This window comes from Nonlabens sp. Asnod3-H03, assembly GCF_045063665.1.
GTDB lineage: Bacteria > Bacteroidota > Bacteroidia > Flavobacteriales > Flavobacteriaceae > Nonlabens > Nonlabens ulvanivorans.
Map to the genome: position 1 here is coordinate 1452172 of NZ_JBEFOD010000008.1, position 21384 is coordinate 1473555.

Genomic DNA, 21384 nt, shown 5'->3' on the forward strand with positions numbered 1-21384 from the left:
GCGCATAAAAAAGCCACTTCATATAAAGTGGCTTTATCAATTAGGAAGAATTTTTATGATCCTTGTTTTTGTATTTCTACCTGATGTGGATAAGGGATTTCAACACCAATTGCATCTAGGGTAGGTTTGAAGTTTTGTTGTAAATACCAATGTACTGTCCATACATCATCAGTAAGTGTATATGGTCTCACGTGTATATTTATAGAACTGTCTGCATTTGCTGCGACTACAATTTGTGGTGCTGGGTCCTCGAGAACTAATGGGTGATCAGTAGCTAATTTGCGTAGTGCCTCGATTGTTTTTGTAATATCGGCATCATAACTCACACCTATAGTCGTGTCACATCTAAGAATACCTTCTGTATTAAAGTTAATAATATTACCGTTCAGTAATGGTCCATTAGGTATAATAGCTAGTTTACGTTGTGGAGTTATAACTTTAGTTTGTAAAATATCAATTTCTTTAATTGTACCTATGATCCCTTGCGCTTCAACGGTATCACCAACCTTAAAAGGTTTGAATAGAAGTAATAATACACCACCAGCAAAATTAGATAATGATCCTTGCAATGCTAATCCTATTGCAAGACCTGCAGCTCCTATAATTGCTGCAAAGCTGGTCGTTTGTATTCCTAATGTCCCTACTATTGAAACAATTAAAAGAATCCAAAGTCCCCACTTAATAAGATTTAAAAGAAACTTTTCAAGCGTCACATCATATTTCCTTAAAAGCATGAATTTTTGTGTGACTCTTAGCACTTTATTAATAAGCCATCTACCTATCAGGTAGATAAGAATTGCCTTAACTAAAGGTATACCGTATTCTAGGATCAGTTCAAATCCTTTTTCTAAATTAAAATTTTCTAATAATTCTTTCATAGGGCACAAAAGTAAATTAAGGATATATCATCTACGTTTATGATTTGTTAATACTTCTAGCTATTTTAACATAAAAAAAACCGCTATCAATTGATATTGATAGCGGTTCCAACTTAACTTAATCTAACTTAACTATACACTACGCTTTAGTAAATGGATATTTATTTTCTCCAGTTACTTTATCTGCAACTACATTACGTAGCTCGATAATGTTAGGAAGGTTGATATACTTAGTAAAACGCTTAAGGCCCATAAGCATCATACGTTGTTCATCTCCTTCAGCAAAGCTTGAAATACCTTCTTCAGCTCTATTTTGTATTATTTTTACAGCACTATATAAATATAGTTGAGACATTGCAATTTGCTCTTTTTGCTCTTCTACACTTGTACGTGCAATGTTCTTCTGAGTTCTAAGAATAGCACTCTCTGCCATATAGATTTCAATAAGAATATCTGATGCTGCTAATAACAGTTGTTGATTCTGTTCTAGTTCTGTCCCGAATTTTTGAACGGCACTACCTGCCACCATTAAGAAAACCTTTTTAAGTTTCTTAATCATGTCCATTTCTTCAGATAATGGTTCTGAGAAGTCTGGAGTATCAAAAGAAGGAATAGAAGTCAATTCATTTCCTACTGCCATTGCTGGCTCAAGAAGATTTACATGTCCTTTCATCGCTTTCTTAACAAGCATTCCTACTGCTAGCATACGGTTAATCTCATTTGTACCTTCATAAATACGTGAGATACGAGCGTCTCGCCATGCAGCTTCCATAGGTGCATCAGCACTGAAGCCCATACCACCATAAATTTGAATACCTTCATCACTACAGTTTTGCATATCTTCAGATACCGCAACTTTAAGGATTGAACATTCAATAGCAAATTCTTCTACACCTTTCAATTCTGCCTCTGCAAATGTTGCTCCTTCTTCTTGACGTAAGTGAATTCTATTCTCAATATCTTTAGCAGCGCGATAAGAAGCACTTTCACCTACATAGGCGTTAGTAGCCATCTCAGCTAGCTTTTTTCTAATCGCACCAAATTTTGCGATAGGTGTTTTAAATTGCTCACGCTCATTTGCATAATTAGTTGCTAGAGTGATCACACGACGTTGTGCATCTAGACATGCAGCAGCTAGTTTAATACGTCCTACGTTTAGTGCATTCATGGCGATTTTGAATCCTTCACCACGGCCAGCAAGCATATTTTCTACAGGAACTAAGCAATCATTAAAGAATACCTGACGAGTAGAAGAGGAGTGTATACCTAGTTTATGCTCTTCTTCACCCATAGAAATACCATTGCTAGGATCATTCTCTACAATAAACCCAGTAATATTTTTATCATCTTCTAGACGAGCAAATACCACAAATACATTACAGAATCCAGCATTAGAAATCCACATTTTTTGACCATTGATCTTGTAGTGTTTTCCATCTGCTGTAAGTTCTGCTTTTGTTTTTCCAGAATTTGCATCAGATCCTGCACCAGGCTCTGTTAAACAATAGGCCCCAAACCACTCACCAGTAGCTAATTTAGGAACGTATTTTTTCTTTTGTTCTTCTGTACCATAAAGAGTAATAGGCATTGTACCTATTCCTGTATGAGCACCAAATGCCGTTGCTATAGATCCAGTTGCACCTGATATATAATCACAAACTAACATGGTAGAGACAAAGCCCATTCCTAATCCATCATATTCTTCAGGAACAGCAATTCCTAAGAATCCCATTTCACCTGCCTTGCGCATTACTTCTTCAGTAAGTGCATAGTCTTTCTTTTCAAAACGTTCCTTATGCGGTACGATTTCTTTATCTACAAACTCTTCTACACTATCGCGCATCATCTTTTGCTCATCAGAGAAGTCCTCTGGAGTAAATACTTCTGATGGGTTTGTTTCCTTAACGATGAATTGTCCACCGCGTATCATTTCTATTTTATTTTCTGTTGACATAATATGTATTGTTATCTCGCTTTCGCGAAAGCGTAATTCTTAATTTAAAAACTCAAAAATACCAGCAGCACCTTGTCCAGTACCTACACACATGGTAACCATACAGTGTTTTCCTTGGTTTCCTCTCTTACGCATCTCATCAAAGATTTGCACCGATAGTTTAGCACCTGAACAACCTAGTGGATGACCTAGGGCAATAGCACCACCGTTAACGTTAACGATGTCTTTATTAAGACCTAGTTCTCTAACCACAGCGACAGATTGACTTGCAAAAGCTTCATTTAACTCAATAAGAGCCATGTCTTCTTTTTCAAGACCTGCTTGTTTTAATGCCTTTGGAATAGCTTCTATAGGCGCAATACCCATTATTCTTGGTTCTACAGCTGCTACAGCAAAGCTTACTAGTTTTGCAATAGGCTTTATACCTAATTCATTTACCATTTCTTCACTCATTACAAGTGTAAAAGCAGCACCATCACTAGTTTGAGAAGAGTTACCAGCTGTAACACTACCACCTGCAGCAAATACTGGACGTAATCTCGCAAGAGCTTCTAGACTTGTACCTTTTCTAGGTCCTTCATCTTTAGTTACTGTATAGGTTCTCGTTTTCTTTTTTCCGTTCTCGTCTAGGTAAGTTTCTTCTACATCGATAGGAACAATTTGATCTTGGAAACGGTTTTCAGCTTGTGCTTTTAAGGCTTTCATGTGAGAGTCATAAGCAAATTGATCTTGCTCTTCTCTAGAAACCTTATAATCATTTGCAACCTCTTCTGCAGTAAGTCCCATTCCCCAATAGTAGTCTTCGTGACCTTGCTTTGCCAGGCTATAAGCTGGAGCAGGTTTATAACCACCCATAGGAACATAACTCATGCTTTCTACACCACCAGCGACTATACATTGAGCCATTCCAGATTGTATTCTTGCTACGGCTGCACCGATAGCATCTAGTCCAGAGGCACACCATCTATTGATACTTATACCTGGGATATCAACTCTTTCTAATGCTAGAAGTGATATCTGACGTGCCATGTTAAGTCCTTGCTCAGCCTCTGGCATTGCATTACCTATGATCATGTCGTCGATACGTCCTTTATCAAAATCAGGAAGATCTTTTAACATTCCTTGAATAGTTTCTGCTGCTAGTTCGTCGGGTCTTTTAAATCTAAAAACACCACGACCTGATTTTCCTACTGCCGTTCTTTTTGCGGCAACTATATATGCGTTTGTCATTTTCTTAGTTTCTTAAAGGTTTACCTTTCTGGATCATGTGTTGAAGTCTTTCTAATGTCTTTCTTTCTCCAGTAAGACTTAAGAATGCTTCACGTTCTAGATCTAATAAATATTGCTCTGACACTAGAGTAGGAGCACTTAAATCTCCACCAGCCATAACATAAGCTAGTTTATTTGCAATTTTTAAGTCATGCTCGCTTATGTATTTTCCAGCTTTCATCGCGTCAGTTCCTACTAAGAACATTCCTAATGCTTGCTGGCCCAATACTTTTATATCCTTGCGCATAGCAGGCTGTGTATAACCTTTGTCAGCTAGAAGTCTCGCTTGTGCTTTTGCAAAAGCAATACGTCTGTTATCATTTACAACAACATGATCTACACCTTTTCTCAAGATGCCTAGATCGTATGCTTCATAAGCACTTGTTGCAACTTTGGCTGTTCCTATAGTAAGGAAGTATTCTCTAAGTCTATTTAATTCTACGTCGTTTTTCTCAAAAGTGTCACTAGCTCTTAGTGCCATCTCTTTTGATCCACCACCACCAGGAATTACACCTACACCAAATTCTACTAGACCGATGTAAGTCTCTGCACTTGCAACAGCAACATCACTGTGCATGGTCATTTCACAACCACCACCTAGTGCCATTTGATGTGGTGCGACTATAGTAGGAATACTACTGTAACGCAATCTCATAACTGTATCTTGGAATTGTTTGATAGCCATATTCAGCTCATCATATTCCTGCTCTACAGCCATCATAAATATCATACCGATATTTGCCCCTACAGAGAAGTTTGCACCATTATTTGCTACTACTAAACCGTCAAAACGATCTTCAGCAATATCAATAGCTTTATTCATACCGGCAAGCACATCGCCACCTATAGAATTCATCTTAGAAGTAAATTCTACATTAAGGATACCATCGCCTATATCGTGAACGGTTACACCTGAATTTTTAAATACTGGAGCATTTGCACGTAAATTGTCTAGAATGATAAATCCATCCTGTCCTGGTTTCTTTACATAATCTTTATCTGGGATAGAGTAGTAGTAGGTAGATCCATCTTTTACGGTATAGAAAGACTCAAATCCTTTCTCTAGCATTTCTGTTACCCAAGCAGCTGGTTTTTTACCGATTGCTTCCATTAATTCCACACCTTTTGCAACACCTACGGCATCCCAAACCTGATATGGTCCATGTTCCCAACCAAAACCTGCACTCATCGCATCGTCTATACGATACAATTCATCGCTTATTTCTGGAATTCTATGTTGTACGTATGCAAATAGTGACGCAAATGATTTTCTATAGAAATCACCAGCTTTATCTTTTCCTTTAATTAATACAGGAAAACGATCTGCAACGTTATCAATTGTTTTAGTTAATTCTAGTGTAGCAAACTTTGCACGTGGCTGTACTACATATTCCATAGAGTCTAGATCTAATGCTAGAATCTCTTTTTTACCTTCTTTAGTGACGTTCTTTTTATAAAAACCTTGACCAGTTTTAGAACCTAACCATTTATTCTCCATCATTGTATCGATGAAGTCCGGTAATTTAAACGTGTCTTTATGCTCGTCTTCTGGGCAATTTGCATAAACACCATTTGCAACATGTACAAGGGTATCTAGTCCTACAACATCTACAGTTCTAAAAGTTGCCGACTTAGCACGACCTATAACAGGACCAGTAAGTTTATCCACCTCAGAAACGGTAAGACCCATTTCTTTAACCGTGTGGAATAAACTCTGAATAGAGAATATACCGATACGGTTTCCTATAAATGCAGGAGTATCTTTTGCAAGAACTGATGTCTTACCTAGGTATTTCTCTCCATATTCCATTAAGAAGTCAGTAACCGCTGGATCACAATTAGGACCTGGAACAACTTCAAATAATTTTAAATATCGTGGCGGATTGAAAAAGTGTGTTACTGCAAAGTGCTTTTGGAAATCTTCACTACGTCCTTCATTCATGAAAGAAATAGGAATACCAGAAGTATTTGATGTAATTAATGTACCAGGTTTACGGTACTTCTCAATTTGTTCAAAAACAGATTTTTTAATGTCTAGCCTTTCTACAACGACTTCAATAATCCAGTCCGTATCCTTTATTTTGGCTAAATCATCTGTTAGATTTCCAGTTGAAATCCTGTTTACAAATGAGTTATTGTATAAAGGTGCTGGTTTACTCTTTATAGAAGCGGTAAGATTATCGTTTACCATACGGTTACGAACAACCTTGTCTTCTAGAGTTAGACCTTTGGCCTTTTCTTTGTCAGTAAGTTCTCTTGGGACGATGTCCAGTAGGAGTACTTCACAACCTATGTTTGCAAAATGGCAAGCAATACCGCTTCCCATAATTCCTGAACCTATTACGGTTACATGTTTAATTCTACGTTTTCCCATATTATTTATCAGCTATGGCTTCTTGTTTAAAAATATTTTTTTGACCTACTAGATCGTTGATTTGATAAGCAACTTCTAAAAAGGTATTTAATTTTTCGGCTTCGATATTTTGTTTTACTACGGTATCAAATGATTTTACGACGTTTTTAGAGAAGTCTCTCATTTCTTTACCAAAGTCTGTTAAATGAATTAATACGCTGCGTCCATCTTCTGGATTTTTTCTTCTTGAGATAAGACCTTTTTCCTCCATGGTCTTTAAAGTACGAGATAGGGAAGTAGCTTCCATTCCCATTTTAGGTCCAAGAGCAGTACTAGGTGTACCTTCTATGGGGTCAATGCTTATGAGCGCAAATCCGGTAGCCATAGTGCTACCTTTAACAGCGGCTTGTTCATTATACATTTTAGAGATGGACATCCATGTCGCTCTTAGTATATAATCTATTGTTTTATCTCTCATTTAATAATCTTACATTCAAAGATAGTAAATAAATACTATGCATGCATAATAAAATGATAAATTTTACAACGTTTTCGTGATATGAAGATAGTTATAATTACGCTTTCGCGAAAGGTAAATAACTTACTTCTTAATTACTTTAAATACTTGAGTACTACCAGTTAGATTGTCCACCTTAACAATGTATAGTCCTGGGAAAAGGTCGGTAAAGTCAATGTGAGCGCTGTTTGTTTGTAATGATTTTGATAAAACAGATTTCCCATCCATATTAAAAATCTCAACAGATTCTAGCTCCTCACTTGCCGTAATTCCTAAATAATCTGAAGTAGGGTTTGGAAATATCTGGATTTCAGAAGTATTCACCGTTTGATTACTCAACGTATAATTGGATAGAATGGTGCTAGGTAAGATATTCGGTAATCCTTGACGTACCATTCCAGGTGAAACATTAAAGAAGTCCTTGGTATAGGTAGCATTTGCTGTTGTACTGTTATTGATACGACCTATAAAGGAGTTTCCTATCTGAGCAGAATATATTTCTCCATCCATTCCTAACTGTAAGGAGCCTCTTGCTGCAAAAGCAGGTTCATTTGAAATAACATTTCGAGTATTTAAGATGTTACTAGGTGCACTTAGATTGTACTGGATGATAGATCTAGAAGTAGTACTAGTAGGCGCAAAATCATCACTAATGTCATAGTAGACATAATTTGAGTCTATGGAAAATTCTATACCATAACAAGGTTGTTGAGATTCTAAAGTTAGTACAGGACCACTAAACTGACCTGTACTATTATCGAAATTTAATAAATAAGCACCATAATCTTGTGCAGTTGAAGATTGAAAACCTTGAATAGCTATGGCTGCATAGTTTCCATTAGGACTGAATTTAAGTTGACCTCTATCTCTAGAACTTGCAAATACTAAAGATTCAAACCTATTACTATTAGAGTTATTGGTTTGTGGTATAGGGTTAGGTAGAATAAATGATGCAGAGCCAGTACCTCTAACTTCAAAAGTATAAAGGGAATTAAAATCACCAGTTCCGGATTGTGTGGCTGTAACATTATTTTGAGAAAATACCGTCACATAAACATCATTACTATTTTGTTTCTGTATGCCATTAAGTTTTTCACTACAAGAATTTAGGAGTATAATATTTTTTACTCCAGGCACTATATCTCCAAAACCACCATTTAAAGACATTTCTAACCGACTATAAGAAAACGGTCCATTTCCCGATCCGCCTACGGTAAAAATAAAGTAAACTCCATTTGTATTTGGTGCGTTAATAATCATAGTAGATTGAGTAGAAGATACATTTCCTAAAATCCCAATTCCATTGGGCATTACTGAACCATTCCTATCATAGATACTTGAGCCATTTGTAAAAAACAGTAAGTTTCCTTGACTATCACTAATAGAAGAACAACCTTCATCAGTATTAAAATTAGACGTTACGATATTAGTATTATTGGATCTATTTTGAATTCCTGTATCTGTAAATTCAATGGCTGCTCCGTCGCCAAAAACCCACCAAGCGCTTTCTTTTTGTGAAAATGAAAAGAACGAAATGAATAAAACAAAAAAAGTTATAAAATTTTTCATTGTAAGAATTTGATTAAAAATAAAAAATCCCAGCGGTTAACTGGGATTTTGTATTTAATAATTTAAAGACTAGTAGTTGATATAAACCCAACTTGCCGTGTCTTCTTCATCTTGATCATTATATTGAATCACGTAGAAGTAAGTTCCCACTGGTAGTAAACCATCACCAGCAAGAGCTCCTTTATTAGGGATTCCTGCAAATTCTTCATAATTACTTGCGCTAGTTTCATAAACTACAGAACCATTACGATTAAAAATCTGAAGATTAAAGTTATTGTATTGCTCTGCTAGTCCAGGAATAGAGAATGTATCATTGATACCATCATTATTAGGAGAGAAGCCTTCTGGGAAAACAATTTCACAACGTTCAAAAATGATAGTGAACTGGGATGTGTTAAAACATCCTGTTGTATTGTTCTCTAATCTAGCAAATAACAGATCAGTCGTTACTCCTGATTGGAACGGTACTGTATAACTTAATGGTAACTCATTTGTTGCGTTTTGCGCATCACTATCAGTTGTATAGTAACTTATAGTATAGTCTGCTGGGTTAAGTCCATTTAAAACTGCCGCATCTTGAACAGATAATTCAAAAAGATTTTGATTAAGATCTACAGTAGCGTCACAGATATTTGTTAAGTCTGGAGCATTTCCTATAGCAGGAGCCGCTTGTACAGTAATGTCAAAACTAGTTGTTCCAGCACAACCTGCGTCATTCACAAATCTTGCATAAATGGTTTCAGAACCACTTACAGTATATACATTAGGAAGTGCTGCGGCACCACTATCAGCATCTGCTTGAGTGGAGTGGTAGGTCACCGTACCAGCAGAGCCATTTGCAACGGTTGCGTCTTGGTCTGATAAAGTGAAATCAGAACTTCCATCTAATGGAGCATCATCACAAACTTCAATATTAGCAACTGTACCTAATGTAGGTGCTCCTAAAACTACTAGGTTAAATGGAGCAGTTCCAAAACAATCTATATCATTAATGTTTTGAAGTCTTACATAAAGAACTTGTGGAGAAGTCGTATTAGTATAAGGAACTGTTGTATCGATAGCTCCCATATTCATATCTGCATCAGCTTGTGACTCATGAATTGTATAGTCTACATCTACTGGATCACCAGCTTGTGTTGCTATAGTAGGTAAGAAACTAGCTAAGTCAAAATCTTCAATTCCGTCCTGACTTGCATCATCACAAATCTCATAATCTGGAATGTTACTAACTGTAGGCACAGAACTCACAGTTAACACGAAAGAACCGATTGCAGAACAACCATCATTAATAGGTGATGTGTTGTTTTCAATGCGTACCCAAATGGTATTAGAACCTAAAGTTGCATTGTAATTTAGTGGTAATGGATTCTGACCAGCGTCTGCATCAACAGAGTTTGCATAGTACGAAATATTAAAAGTTGCAGCGTCCTGAGTACCTAATACATCAGATGTGAATTGTGATAAATCAACGATTTCATCACCAGAGTTGTCATCATCACAGTAGTCTAATAAAGTAACATCTACTGGATCTACAATTCCGTTTTCATAAATAGTAATATCTTGAGTAAAATCTCTAACATCTCCAGAAACGTTTGTTACATTAACCTGAACAGTATAAGTACCAGCAGTAGCATAAATATTAGTAACAACTCCTGGTCCCGTAACCATTTGAGTTTGTCCATCACCAAAGTCCCAATTAGATGCCGCAACTTGAGGTAAACAAGCAAGTATAAATTCTGTAGCATCACCTTGACATTGATCATTTACGGTAAACGAACTAGCAAAACTAGATTGAACAAATACAGGAAGTCCTTGTTTTCCAACTCCTGGAGAAATATCTACGGCCGTAGTATTATATGTAGGAGTGGCAGTCTCAGAATTCTCAATTCTACCTAGGAAGGTTTGATCAAAACGAGCTACATAAATCTCTCCATCTCTACCTAGTTGTAGTGTTCCTCTAGATTCTGGAACATTTGCAAATTCATTTCTAGAGGCTACAATATTTGCTTGGTCACAAAGATCGTATTGTACTAGTCTTTTATTAGATCCTGTGGTCGGACTATAATTGTCACTTAAATCGTGATATAAGTATTGTGAAGAAGCAGAAAATTCTACGCCATAAACAGGTCCATTGTCTAATTGTAAACCTGCACCACTGAATTGACCATTACCAGGATTAAAGTCATACAAGAATAAACCTTGATTTGTTAAGTTTTGAGTACCTATGGCTAGTTTAGTTCCATCAGGTGAAACTCTTAACATACCACGATCACCATTAGTTGCAGCTAGTGGAGTAGAAAAATATGGTAAACCACCATTTGCAGATTGTGCAATAGGAGCTGGTAGTACAAATGATACGTTAGGACCAGCGATACCTCTTACTTCCCAAGCAAATAACGCATTGTTATCACCAGAACCTGTAGAAACACTCGTTGCGTTAGATCTACCAAAAGTCATAATGTAAGCGTTATTCGTACCTGTTTGAATTGTTGCAGCTACTTTCTCAGCACAAGCAGCAAGTAGAGTTACATTCTTAACACCTGGTACAACGTCACCTAATCCACCATTAAGAGCCATCTCAATTCTAGAATAAGAAAGAGGTGAGGTGTTTCCAGCACCTACGGTCGCTACAAAATAAACACCAGCAGTTTCAGGAGCTTTAATTACAATAGCAGATTGAGTGGAAGAGAAGTTCCCATCTAATCCAGTCCCGTTAGGCATAGCAACACCATTACGGTTCCAAACGGTTGAACCATCTGTAAAAAATAAAAGGTTTCCCATTTCGTCAGAGATAGAAGCAACTCCTTCATCAGTATCATAACCAGAAGTTGTTACGGCTGGATCACTTGATCTATTCTGTGGGTTTGGATTAAATTCAACACCAGCACCATCTCCAAAAATCCACCAGGATGATTCTTCTTGAGCTGTGACGCTAAATGAAATTACTAATGTCAGTAATAAGAGTATTGCTTTTTTCATAATGTACTTGATTAGGAGTAGAGTTATTTAGGGTTGTTAGTTTTCTAATTTAAATAAACATATCCAGCAATGGGTTTTAAACCAGGCTCGTTAAATTCTATAATATAAAAATAAGTTCCAGTAGGTAGTCTTTTGCTTGAATTATGTGCTAGTCCACGGTTACTGGTTCCATCCCAAGAAGGCGTATCATTGTCACCTTCCCAAATTTTCATACCATATCTGGTAAATATAAAAATTTTATGTTTATCATATACGTCTCTCAATCCAGAAACGATGAACGTATCATTTATCCCATCATCGTCAGGTGTAAGGACATTGAACACTTTAACAGGGCAGTTTTCTACGTTAATGTTAAAAGAAGTGATGTCATAACAATTTGTATTACTTACTCTTACATACAATGTCTGTGGAGAACTTATATTTTGATACGGTAGATTTGTGTTAATTGGATTAATATTTAGTCTAGCTTCTTCATCAGTCTCGTGAATGGAGACTGATTGGTTTAAGGTAGAACTGACCTGTGATTCTATAATAGATAAGTCAAAGTTAGAAGTATCAAAACCTTCATCACATAACTCAATATCCATAGGAACTGCATCGATAATCGCTGGTTCAAATACTGTAATTTCTATAGTCTCTGTAAAGCTGGATACAAGTGTTTCAACATTTGCTGTGACCGTATAAGTTCCTGGAGCACTAAAAATATGACTAGGATTTAAATCCATCGAGATGTTATTAGAACTGTTTATATCACCAAAGTCCCATAATATACTTTCAACTTGTGCACTTGTATTAAAAGTAAATGCTTGAGATTCTCCAAAACAATGGTCTACTGCATTTATATCTCCATTTAATAAAAATGATTGAACAAAAATAGGTAGCCCATAAATCGCTTGTGCTCCATTAGTTAAAGCAAAGTCATTATAGATATAATTAGATGCTGTACCGCCATCATCAGGATTATTAATGACACTTAAAAAACTTTCATTAATTCGGGAATGATAAATCCTGTTGTCTAGACCTAACTGTAACGCACCTCTAAAAGGAGCTATCATATCAGTATGGACCACAGTTTTACTAGCGGCAATATTTGCTGCTGTTAGGTCATATTGTAAAATCTCTCCTCTTAAAAATTCATATATGACTGTTGTAGATGGTAACATATAGTCAGCCTCAGCATAAAGATATCTTCCATTACCAGAAAATTCTACTCCATAAAAGCTTGCGCCATCTGCTCGAGTCATTAATGGTTGTGGATTAGAAACCACACCGGTCGCATTATCAAAATCATATAAATATAACTCGCCACCTTGTGCATAAGCAAGACTACGCGCTTCTAGCACATTAGTGATTCCAGAAAATTCGGCCGTAGTGTTGTTTGAAAAATGAGCTGCGACTAATTTATCTCCTCGAGCATTGAGTTTAATGTATCCTCGCATTGCTGCGACATCTACGTTAGTAATAGGAGTAGAGATCAATTCTATAGTTGGTCCAACAATACTTGTTACTGGTGCTAGGTTGAGACCAGCTGCCGTAATTTCATAAGCATAGTAGGTGTCTTCAAACTGTGTAAGTACCCAAAACCCATCGCCTGTTGCATTGGATATTGCAGTCAGTTTTTCTGACGTAAGCGGCAAGAGATTGATGTTTTTTTGTAAAGAAACAATATCTCCAGTTCCTCCATTTAAAGACATATCCACAATAGAGTAGTGGAAACCTACATTCATGCGATATTGTTGATCGCTGGTGTCTACCGTAAAAATATAATATAAATCATCATTACCAGGTTGTGGAACGATGATCGCACTAGACGTACTTGAAGAATCACCTAATAGTCCTGTACCATTAGGCATTAAATTGTGTGTGGAATCAAATACTAACGATCCATCTGTATAGAATAGTAAATTACCTAAATCATCAGAAATTGTAGCACAACCTTCTCCAGTAACTAATTGTCCTATGCCGGTAGCCGTAGCGGTACCAGACGAGAAGTCGATTCCAGCAGTAACTCCAAAGTACCACTGGGATGATTCTAGTTGCGCTTTCGCGAAAGCGGAACAAAAAATTATAAAACCTATTAAAATGTATCTCATTGCCTAGAAGTAAAAATAGGCAATTTGATTTTATCTTTTTAAAGTGAAATGTGAGGAAAAGGTCGTTCCATCCATTAAAGTTGCAGTGAACCAGTAATCACTAGAAGGCATAGGGTTACCATTATAAGTACCATCCCATCCTACACCATCTGCTGCGATTTGTTTTAATAGCTTACCGTAGCGATCAAATATAAAAATCTGTGCGCCTGGCTCAAACGTGAATGAAGTACCTATCAACTGCCAGTAATCGTGATAATTATCATTATTAGGCGTGAAGTAACGAGGATATCCTATGACACTAAATTCTTGTTGTACTGTACCACAACCATTTTTATCTCTTACATATAAAGTGTAAAAACCTGGTGTAAGATCATCAAATATAGGACTGTCTTGGAATGGTTCTTCTAGACTTACTCGATATTCATAATCGCCTAAACCACTAACATTTGCGGTTGCTGTTCCGTTACTTGAGGTACCGGCATGTATAACGTCAATACTATCTATAGTTGCGGTCTCGCTTATAATTACTGTTACTGTCCTGTTACTAGTACATCCATTAGCATCAGTAACTGCTACTGCATAATCACCACCAGTGGTTACTTGTATACTAAATGTATTTTCTGAGGTGCTCCATAAGTAAGTATAATCAGATGGAGAACCTGTTATGATACCTGCATCAATAGTAAGTGGCTGTGGATTATTACCACAGTAATCTATAAGAGCTACTGGTTCTATAATTGGTAAGTCATTAACGATAAGTTCTACTTCACTAATTCCAAAACAGTTTCCGTCAGGTGATTCTGCTCTAGCAAATATAATTTGACTATTTGGAGTCGTATTATCATAAGTGATTGGTAACACATTTTGTTCTGTCAATGCATCGTTTAAACTTGCATAATAATTTAAGGTTACATTAGAAGGAGCTGTTATTAATACAGAACTATCAGCATCAGTAAGGTTAAAAGTGGTAATACCATCTGCAACACCATCATCATCACAACCAGTAAGAATAGTGTCTTGTGCATCACTTGCACTAACCGATAAAGTAATTTGAGATGTGGTGTAGCAACTAGTAGTATCATCTGTAACTCTCGCATATACAATTTGTAATGGAGTTGTATTTGTATAACTAGTATTATCTAGTGGTGACTGATTGTTGTCTGCATCACTTTGATTGATATGATAGGTTACGGTAACACCAGTTGCGCTAGCGGTAATGGTTTCATCAAACTCAGATAAATTGAAAATAGTCCTACTATCTAAAACACCATCTTCATCACATTGAAAAGCATTAGTGTCATTAGCGACTGGTTTAGGATTAACGATTAGATCAAAGCTGGTGGTGTCTACACAGCTTGTTTCATTGCTATTAACGACTCTAGCAAATATGTTCTCACTGAAAGCAGTGGTATTTGTGTAGGTCGTTGCAAGTGGATTGTTTCCAGAATCAGCATCTGCTTGAGATTCATGATAGCTTACAGTAAAATCTGCAGTGGACTGAGTATCTAATATTAATGGCGTTTGAATACTTAAATCAAAAGTTTGGAAACCGTCAAAGTCATCGTCACATACTTCTAGGTCATTTACTGAATTAGCTGTTGGTTGCGCAAAAATCTCGATATCAAAACTTGTGGTATCATAACAATCTTCGTTATTATTATTACTAACACGAGCAAATATTGTTTGTGTCGTTGTAGTGGCGATATAAGGAAGTGTTACAGGATTTGCACCATTGTCTGCATCTGCCTGTGATAAATAGTATTCTACATTAAATATAGTGGCATCTTGAGCACCTAAAATTTGTGGAGTTGCTGTTGTCGTAAGGTCAAAGGATTCTGAGCCATCATTGTTTATATCACAAACATTTACATTAGTTGCCGCATTTGCTATTGGAGTATCAAATATCTGAACACTTTTACGGTAGGTTCTTACAGATCCATTAATGGTTAAGGTAAGTACGACATTATATACACCAGGTGCTGCATAGACATGTGTTGGGCTTTCGACAGACGAATTTGTTCCATCACCAAAATCCCAGTTTACTAATGTAGGTGGTGTGTCAGAGTCAAATTCAAAAGTAGTGTTATCACCTAAACAGGTAAATTCTACATCTATTAAGGCAAAGAAACTTTGTATAAATGGAGGCAAACCTTGAGCAGATAATCGTCCTGCTAGTGGTATTGCATCATGGACATAATTACAACCTTGCCCTGCAACATTGGGATTATTGATCACACCTAAAAAGCTACGACCATCATTATATGTATCAGATAATGCTCTGTAAATTTTCTTATCGATTCCCAATTGTAAAGATCCTCTATAACCAGCTCTGGTATCAATAACAACTGTTGAAGAGGCCGGATTAGGACTAGTCATATCAAATTGAAATAGAGTAGAAGAGTGTGCCGCGGGATCATTACTATTTGTATCATTAGAAGCTGTTACATATAATAAGCTACTGTCTGGAGAAAACTCTACACCATAACCTCTGTCATTTCCTCCTGTAAATTGGAGTTGCCTTTCATTACTTACAGCCCCTGTTGATTGGTCATAATCATAAAGAAAACTAGCAGAAGTCATATTACAAGACACCATGTACTGACCATCTGGAGATATTTTGAGATTACCACGTCTATCAGATACAGTAGAAGGAACTGTTGATAATAATGGTGTAGGATTAACACCTGTTGAACTAATGGTAAAAGTATAGTAAGTATCAAATGTTGTGGTTACTCCATTAAAGGAAGCAAGTGTTGTTAATAGTATTTCATCATTGGTAGCGTGATTGATAGCGGTAATTTTTTCCGAACATGTAGAAATTAAGTTATTAGGATTACTTAATGAGGTTGTAACAGCACCTTGACCAGCATTTAAAGTCATATCTACTTCATACCAGTGCAAACCTGAGTCTTGTCCTCCGCCAGCATTGGTGTCTACCGTAAAAATATAATAGAGATTAGGATCTTGAGGTTTAGGAATGATTATAGCACTTTGAGTACTAGAAGGGTTTCCGAGTAGACCTTGTCCATTTTGCATGATCATGTGTGTACTGTCAAATACAGTAATACCGTCAGTATAGAATAATAAATTCCCGTTAGAATCAGATATAGAGGCGCAACCTTCAAACGTATTAAGTTGACCATTAGTTACCGGTGTCACAGCACCTGTAACTGGATCAAAAGAAATACCAGCATTAAACCCAAAATACCAATTTGAGGCTTCTAATTGAGCGGTTGATAATTGAGATACTGCGATTATTAGTAAAACTACTATCGCAACTATTTTCTTTTTCCTAAAAATCATAGTTGCGAAAATAGTACATACTTATCACAATTTTATGCTAATTATAAGTCTCTACGTTTTAAGATTTTATAAGACCAAAAAATAAACAAAAAGCTCCAAGCCATTGAAGTCACTACGTTTATTACATTAACACCATAATCTTTAATATACTGACCTTGAGTTAATTGTTCTATACCTCCTTGAACGATTGAAATCTTAGTAAATGGTTCTTTTATAAGTAAGCTAGCAGATTCTAACGGTAAAATATGTTGAATAATATTCCAAGTGTCCACATCATATTTAAAATCAATAAAAGAGCTTAAGCCTCTGATAACTAGCTCAAAAATCCACCATACACCAATTAATCCTAATGCAAATGCACTACGTTTTACTAGTACACCAGCAAATAGACAAAAACAGAAAAACATTAAGTGACTGATGAAAAAAGCAGGCAAATATTCCATTTTAGAAAAAATTATTCCAATTTCTAAATAGTCAGAATGAAATAGACCTAGTATTAAAGATGCTATAAATACAATCATTGTAGTAAGTAGTGCAAGTGTAATCGCTAGATATAATTTTGATAGTATCAATTCTTTCTTGCTTAGTCCATCGATAAGATTTTGCTTTAAAGTTCTATTACTATATTCATTTGCAGTAAGAGAAACAATTACTATCGCAATGAAAATTTTCAGGAAACTTACCATATAAGTGCTCAAGTGCCAGATATATGGAAAATTAAAAATACCTAAGTCGGATAAGCTACCTTTAAATCCATTGATATTCACCTGAATTAATCCAGTAAACATTAATAAAATAACGATGACTAAATAGATTATAGTAAGGACTTTAGAGCTTTTACTATATTTAAATTTATGAAATTCTATATCGAGTAATCTTTTCATGGCTAGTTGTGGTTAGTAAGTTGAATAAATTGATCTTCAAGACTTTGCTTTTTAAGGAAAAGCTTGTTAAGTGAAATGTTCTTTTCAAAAGCAGCAGCATTAATTTTACCTAGATCAACAGGTTGATTAAGGACTACTTTAAAACCTTCGATTTCCTCTTTAACAGATACAGCATATGGTTGCCCCTTTAAAAATTCAAAAAGACCATCTCTATTTGTAGCATCTAGATGTACCACACCATGATTATGATTCATTTCATCTACTGCGCCACAATAAAGAGTTTTTCCCTGTCGCAATACGATAACATGTGTACATACTTTCTCAACTTCATCCAGTAGGTGAGAAGCTAGTAGAATTGTGGTTCCTGACTTTGCAATGTCTTGAATAATATCTCTAATCTTACGTATACCTTGCGGATCTAGACCATTAGTAGGCTCATCTAGGATTAGAATTTCTGGATCATTTAAAAGTGCACTGGCAATAGCCAGTCTTTGTTTCATACCTAAAGAATAAGTACTGAATGGACTATGCTTGCGTGCTAGCAAATCTACTACTGCCAGCTTTTCTTCAATCTTATCTTTAGCGATGTTTTTAATTTTACAGACCAGTTCTAAGTTCTGAACAGCGGTCATGCTAGGATAGAAATTAGGTCGTTCTATAATAGCTCCTATACGTTTAAGTGCATCATGATTTGTGGTGGTCCCTTCAAACCATTCATAAGAACCAGAAGTAGGATTCACAACATTAAGTACCATTCCTAGTGTAGTGGATTTACCACTACCATTAGGACCTAGGATACCGTATACATGACCTTTTTCTATTTTAAAACTTACGTTATCTACAGCTTTGAGACCGCTGTAGTTTTTAGAAAGGTTTTTTATTTCTAGAATAGTTTTCACAAGCGAGTTATTTTGGTTATTATGTATGACTGTAAAATAATAAAATTGTTACCGTAAAAAGGTACAAATCTATGATAGAAGAAAAATTACTTTCACGTAAAAAACCTACTTATCCTGTAAGTCAAGCACTTAATGCGTATCTAAAAAGATATAATAGACAAACTAGTATACAAGTGTCTTATGATGATCTATTAAGGTTTCAAGGCTGTATTACAGTCTATGATAAAAATGAGGAAGATACCTTATGGGTAAGATGTTATTACTCAGACTCAGAGCGTGATATTATAGATGCTGCTCTTAAAAAAGTCTATGATATTTTACACAGTGATGGTAGCGATGATCTACTAGATTATTTAAGTGTAGATGCTGTTGATTATTGCACCTTTGGTAACACAAAACCATTCCGTATTAAGATTAGAAACATCTTAAATGATGGTTTTACATATTTCTATGTGAAAAAAGCAGATGCGTCACGTGTTTATGGATTAGAGTTAGAGCACCTTTTATCACCACACCGTATCAACTTTTTAGTTTATGATAATACGCTCATTGAAGAGCATATTGCCGGTATACCAGGAGATGAATTTATTGCAGACTATATTAAAGATTGTACTGAGTCTGAACTTACACAAATTGCAAAAGAGTTTGTAAAATTTAATGAGCGATGTTTCATTAGACTTTTAGGTGATATGCGAGCTTATAATTATGTTGTGATTCCTACACATGATTTTGATCGTGTTAGTTATGCCATACGAGCGATTGACTTTGATCAACAATGTTATGAAGGTAGATTAAAAGTTTATCGGCCACAGTTTTTTAAAGAGAACCTACCTATGGTTCAGAATGTTACCGATCGTTTAAAAAACCAAAGTATCGATCAGTATAAAAAAGAAGAGCGAGCTTTAATTTCTAAAAGATTGATTAACACACAGAGTCGTTATCGCAGTCTTATGAAATGTATGAGAGCAGATAAAGTGAGTACTCCAGAAAAAACAAAACAACTAGGTCGCGAGTTACATGAATTTACTAAAGATGTGAAGTTTAAAAGATCTCGTAATATGGGATCTGTGCTAGCAAACGTTTTAGACTTTGTGAAACGTAATTATGAACACGTCCATAAAATTTAAGGTTGAATAATTTAAAATTATACGCTTTCGCGAAAGCGTATAAAAAAAGCCCAGAGCTATTTAATAGCTTTGGGCTTTTTTATATACTTACTTATGGATTATTTCAATCTCTCAAGTAACTTTTCTGCAACAAGCTCTGATGAAGCAGGATTCTGACCTGTAATCAGTAAACCATCTTCAACGGCATAGGGATTCCAGTCGTCTTTTTTAGAATAAATACCACCGTTGCTTATCAACATATCTTCTACTAGAAAAGGTACCACATCTGTAAGCTGTACAGCATCTTCTTCACCGTTAGTAAAGCCAGTAACTTTTTTACCTTTTACTAGTGGAGAACCGTCAGTGTTTTTAGTATTCTTAAAGATTGCTGGTGCATGACATACGGCAGCAACCGTTTTATTATTGTTATAGAATGACTCAATCAGTTTAATAGAGTTTTCATCTTCTGCAAGATCCCACAATGGTCCGTGACCACCAGGATAGAATACCGCATCATAGTCTGATTGAGAAACCTCACTTAATTTAATTGTTTTAGAAATTTTATCTTGTGTTTCTTGATCTTCATAATACCTCTTTGTTGCAGGTGTTTGAAAATCTGGTTGTTCACTTTTAGGATCGATAGGTGGTTGTCCACCTTTAGGTGATGCAAGTGTTACGTTTACACCTTTATCTGTGAGCAGGTAATATGGTGCAGCAAATTCTTCTACCCAAAAACCTGTTTTCTCTCCAGTGTCTCCTAATTCATCATGACTCGTTAATACAAATAATACATTTTTCATAGCTGTGTTTTTTGTTTCTGTTATCTCTTTATTTTCTACAGGATTATCTTTCTCTTGTGTTTTTGAACCGCAAGAGTTCAATAATAATGTAGCGATAAAAACTAAAGTTATTTTATTCATTTATAATAATTGATATTGTTAATACAAAATTATGATGAATAGTAGCCTTAAAAATTGATGTATGTTAAGAAACACTGCTATGTGTAATTTCTTTTCTAATTCTGCTTAAACTTTCTGTTGTAATTCCTAAATAAGAAGCAATATGATAATTCTTTACACTTTGCTCGATATTAGGATAGGTAGTAATAAAAGATAAATATCGTTCTTTGGCCGTTTGCGAGAGGCTAGCGAGAATCCTTTTCTGAAAACTCGCAAAAGCACCTTCCATTTTTTTTCTAAAAAAGGTTTCTAACTGCGGAATCTCGAGCAACAGTTTTTCCATATTAGACCTAGATATTTTATATACTATGGTGTCTTGAATAGTTTCAATATTCATTATGGATTTACCGGTATTGAAAAAAGCCGTGTAATCACTAATCCACCAATCATTAATGGCAAATTGTATAGTGTGCTCTTTACCTGCAGTATCTATAAAATAGGTGCGCAGACAGCCTTGATCAACATAATATTGATGATAAACGGTGTCATGCGCCTGTAGTAAAGAGCTACCTTTTTTTAACACAATACGTTCCATTTTTTCATCAATCATTCTACTTTCATTTTGAGAAAGTACAATGTCTTTAAAGATTTGAGATATCATGGAATTGTATACGGTCATTA

General features: G+C 35.7%; 14 protein-coding genes. 1 reads left to right on the top strand and 13 read right to left on the bottom strand.

The window, feature by feature from the left end; all coding sequences use genetic code 11:
* Positions 1-53: 53 nt before the first annotated feature.
* The 11 genes from ACJJVI_RS09740 to ACJJVI_RS09790 form a co-directional block, all read right to left on the bottom strand.
* Positions 54-878 (bottom strand): mechanosensitive ion channel family protein, encoded by an 825-nt coding sequence (locus ACJJVI_RS09740; RefSeq protein WP_036584961.1) that lies wholly within the window; start codon positions 876-878, stop codon positions 54-56.
* 139 nt (positions 879-1017) lie between these two features.
* Entirely contained in the window at positions 1018-2832 is a 1815-nt protein-coding gene (locus tag ACJJVI_RS09745) for an acyl-CoA dehydrogenase family protein (RefSeq protein ID WP_036584962.1), read from the bottom strand.
* Positions 2833-2871: 39 nt separating this feature from the next.
* Positions 2872-4062, bottom strand: a complete 1191-nt coding sequence (locus tag ACJJVI_RS09750) for an acetyl-CoA C-acyltransferase (RefSeq protein WP_036584964.1) — start codon at positions 4060-4062, stop codon at positions 2872-2874.
* Positions 4063-4066: 4 nt separating this feature from the next.
* Positions 4067-6475: a 3-hydroxyacyl-CoA dehydrogenase/enoyl-CoA hydratase family protein gene (locus tag ACJJVI_RS09755; RefSeq protein ID WP_348021243.1), complete on the bottom strand. Its 2409-nt coding sequence runs from the start codon at positions 6473-6475 to the stop codon at positions 4067-4069.
* 1 nt (position 6476) lies between these two features.
* Positions 6477-6932, bottom strand: a complete 456-nt coding sequence (locus tag ACJJVI_RS09760) for a MarR family winged helix-turn-helix transcriptional regulator (RefSeq protein WP_036584968.1) — start codon at positions 6930-6932, stop codon at positions 6477-6479.
* A 123-nt stretch (positions 6933-7055) separates the two neighbouring features.
* Positions 7056-8540, bottom strand: a complete 1485-nt coding sequence (locus ACJJVI_RS09765; protein ID WP_405351688.1) for a T9SS type A sorting domain-containing protein — start codon at positions 8538-8540, stop codon at positions 7056-7058.
* Between the two features lie 69 nt (positions 8541-8609).
* The gene (locus ACJJVI_RS09770; RefSeq protein WP_405351690.1) at positions 8610-11519 is read right to left on the bottom strand and encodes a gliding motility-associated C-terminal domain-containing protein; all 2910 of its coding nucleotides are present in this window, start codon (positions 11517-11519) and stop codon (positions 8610-8612) included.
* Between the two features lie 44 nt (positions 11520-11563).
* Positions 11564-13612, bottom strand: a complete 2049-nt coding sequence (locus ACJJVI_RS09775; protein WP_405351692.1) for a gliding motility-associated C-terminal domain-containing protein — start codon at positions 13610-13612, stop codon at positions 11564-11566.
* A 30-nt stretch (positions 13613-13642) separates the two neighbouring features.
* The gene (locus ACJJVI_RS09780; RefSeq protein WP_405351694.1) at positions 13643-16915 is read right to left on the bottom strand and encodes a T9SS type B sorting domain-containing protein; all 3273 of its coding nucleotides are present in this window, start codon (positions 16913-16915) and stop codon (positions 13643-13645) included.
* A 41-nt stretch (positions 16916-16956) separates the two neighbouring features.
* Positions 16957-17799, bottom strand: coding sequence for an ABC transporter permease (locus ACJJVI_RS09785; RefSeq protein ID WP_042297270.1), 843 nt, complete (start codon positions 17797-17799; stop codon positions 16957-16959).
* Positions 17800-17801: 2 nt separating this feature from the next.
* Entirely contained in the window at positions 17802-18698 is an 897-nt protein-coding gene (locus ACJJVI_RS09790; RefSeq protein ID WP_405351695.1) for an ABC transporter ATP-binding protein, read from the bottom strand.
* Between the two features lie 71 nt (positions 18699-18769).
* On the opposite strand from ACJJVI_RS09790, the gene ACJJVI_RS09795 reads away from it, so the two are divergent.
* Positions 18770-19825: a hypothetical protein gene (locus tag ACJJVI_RS09795; protein ID WP_193743656.1), complete on the top strand. Its 1056-nt coding sequence runs from the start codon at positions 18770-18772 to the stop codon at positions 19823-19825.
* Between the two features lie 98 nt (positions 19826-19923).
* Here ACJJVI_RS09795 and ACJJVI_RS09800 read toward each other — a convergent pair whose 3' ends face one another.
* The gene (locus ACJJVI_RS09800) at positions 19924-20724 is read right to left on the bottom strand and encodes a type 1 glutamine amidotransferase domain-containing protein (protein ID WP_042246985.1); all 801 of its coding nucleotides are present in this window, start codon (positions 20722-20724) and stop codon (positions 19924-19926) included.
* A 64-nt stretch (positions 20725-20788) separates the two neighbouring features.
* Positions 20789-21382 carry a Crp/Fnr family transcriptional regulator gene (locus tag ACJJVI_RS09805; RefSeq protein ID WP_042246987.1) on the bottom strand — a complete coding sequence of 198 codons (594 nt, stop codon included), beginning with the start codon at positions 21380-21382 and terminating at the stop codon, positions 20789-20791.
* Positions 21383-21384 lie beyond the last annotated feature (2 nt).

Coding starts and splice junctions, on each gene's coding strand:
- ACJJVI_RS09740 (WP_036584961.1), bottom strand. CDS start 878: ATGAAAGAATTATTAGAAAATTTTAATTTAGAAAAAGGATTTGAACTG.
- ACJJVI_RS09745 (WP_036584962.1), bottom strand. CDS start 2,832: ATGTCAACAGAAAATAAAATAGAAATGATACGCGGTGGACAATTCATC.
- ACJJVI_RS09750 (WP_036584964.1), bottom strand. CDS start 4,062: ATGACAAACGCATATATAGTTGCCGCAAAAAGAACGGCAGTAGGAAAA.
- ACJJVI_RS09755 (WP_348021243.1), bottom strand. CDS start 6,475: ATGGGAAAACGTAGAATTAAACATGTAACCGTAATAGGTTCAGGAATT.
- ACJJVI_RS09760 (WP_036584968.1), bottom strand. CDS start 6,932: ATGAGAGATAAAACAATAGATTATATACTAAGAGCGACATGGATGTCC.
- ACJJVI_RS09765 (WP_405351688.1), bottom strand. CDS start 8,540: ATGAAAAATTTTATAACTTTTTTTGTTTTATTCATTTCGTTCTTTTCA.
- ACJJVI_RS09770 (WP_405351690.1), bottom strand. CDS start 11,519: ATGAAAAAAGCAATACTCTTATTACTGACATTAGTAATTTCATTTAGC.
- ACJJVI_RS09775 (WP_405351692.1), bottom strand. CDS start 13,612: ATGAGATACATTTTAATAGGTTTTATAATTTTTTGTTCCGCTTTCGCG.
- ACJJVI_RS09780 (WP_405351694.1), bottom strand. CDS start 16,915: ATGATTTTTAGGAAAAAGAAAATAGTTGCGATAGTAGTTTTACTAATA.
- ACJJVI_RS09785 (WP_042297270.1), bottom strand. CDS start 17,799: ATGAAAAGATTACTCGATATAGAATTTCATAAATTTAAATATAGTAAA.
- ACJJVI_RS09795 (WP_193743656.1), top strand. CDS start 18,770: ATGATAGAAGAAAAATTACTTTCACGTAAAAAACCTACTTATCCTGTA.
- ACJJVI_RS09800 (WP_042246985.1), bottom strand. CDS start 20,724: ATGAATAAAATAACTTTAGTTTTTATCGCTACATTATTATTGAACTCT.
- ACJJVI_RS09805 (WP_042246987.1), bottom strand. CDS start 21,382: ATGACCGTATACAATTCCATGATATCTCAAATCTTTAAAGACATTGTA.